The following is a 1,424-nucleotide window of genomic DNA, read 5'->3' on the forward strand; positions in this document are numbered from 1 at the left end:
AATCTGAATACGGCTTTCAGCGATGTAGATAACGTGGATGGCGATCTGACCTTCAGCGTCTCCGGCAACAGCAACATTCAAGTGGCGATCGTCAATGGGATTGCTACGTTCACTCCAACCGCAGACTGGAACGGCTCAGAAACCCTAACGTTTACGGCCACCGATCCAAGCGGTGAAAGCGTCAGCCAAACGGTGAACTTCACAGTTGCGCCTGTGGCGGACATCGTGGCAGACAACGCGACGGTCGTGGAAGACACGCCAACCATCATTAAGGTCTTAGGTAACGATACGTTTGAAGGCGACGACAAAGTGGTGTCGCTCGATACCAATAACGGTCCAGCGAACGGCACGGTCTCGGTCAACCCGGACGGCAGTGTCACTTACACGCCAAACGACAACTATCACGGGGCAGACAGTTTTACCTACATCGTTACCTCGGGTGGGGTATCGGAGTCCACCACAGTGAACGTCGATGTGACGCCAGTGAATGACGCGCCAGTGGCAAACGATGACGCGGCAACAACACAAGAAGATACCGCTGTTACGATTGATATCTTGCCAAACGATACTGACATCGATGGTGATACATTACGTATTGACTCGGCGTCTGTGCCGAGTGACCAGGGGACAGTTGAGATTGTTGATGGCAAACTGGTGTTCACACCGGCCGAGAACTTCCATGGTGATGCCGAAATCACTTACACCATCACCGATGGTTCGCTGACTGACCAAGCGACGGTCAACGTCACCGTGAATGCGGTGAACGACACGCCTGTGGTTGAAAGTAGCATTGCAGACCAAACCTTGGCGGAAGATTTCACGCCATACAGCATCAATCTGAATACCGCTTTCAGCGATGTGGATAACGCCGATGGTGAGTTAACGTTTAGCGTCTCAGGTAACAGTAATGTCAATGTCTCAATAGAAAATGGCATCGCGACCATTAGCCCAACGGCAGACTGGAACGGCTCAGAAGCGTTAACCTTTACGGCTACTGATCCAAGCGGTGAAAGCGTCAGCCAAACGGTAAACTTTATGGTTGCGCCTGTGGCAGATATTGAATCTGACCGCGCGACGGTTGTGGAAGACACGCCGACCATCATTAACGTCCTAGGTAACGACACGTTTGAAGGCGACGACAAAGTGGTGTCGCTCGATAGCAATAACGGTCCAGCCAACGGCACGGTCTCGGTCAACCCGGACGGCAGCGTCACTTACACGCCAAACGACAACTTCCACGGTGCAGACAGCTTCACGTACATCGTTACCTCCGGTGGGGTATCGGAATTCACCACGGTGAACGTCGATGTGACGCCAGTCAACGATGCGCCAGTGGCAAAAGATGATACCGCTGTCACTGACGAAGACACGCCAGTGACGATTGATGTTCTGCCAAACGACACCGATGTGGATGGCGATAAGCT

The 1,424-nt window shown here is 52.7% G+C and carries 1 protein-coding gene; it reads left to right on the forward strand.

Annotation, left to right across the window (positions count from 1 at the left end; translation table 11 throughout):
• A partial coding sequence (locus IQR33_RS34150; RefSeq protein ID WP_228014091.1) for a tandem-95 repeat protein occupies positions 1 to 1,424 on the forward strand: 1,424 nt, incomplete at both ends.

The organism is Vibrio sp. OPT46, assembly GCF_015163535.1.
GTDB classification, from domain to species: domain Bacteria; phylum Pseudomonadota; class Gammaproteobacteria; order Enterobacterales; family Vibrionaceae; genus Vibrio; species Vibrio alginolyticus.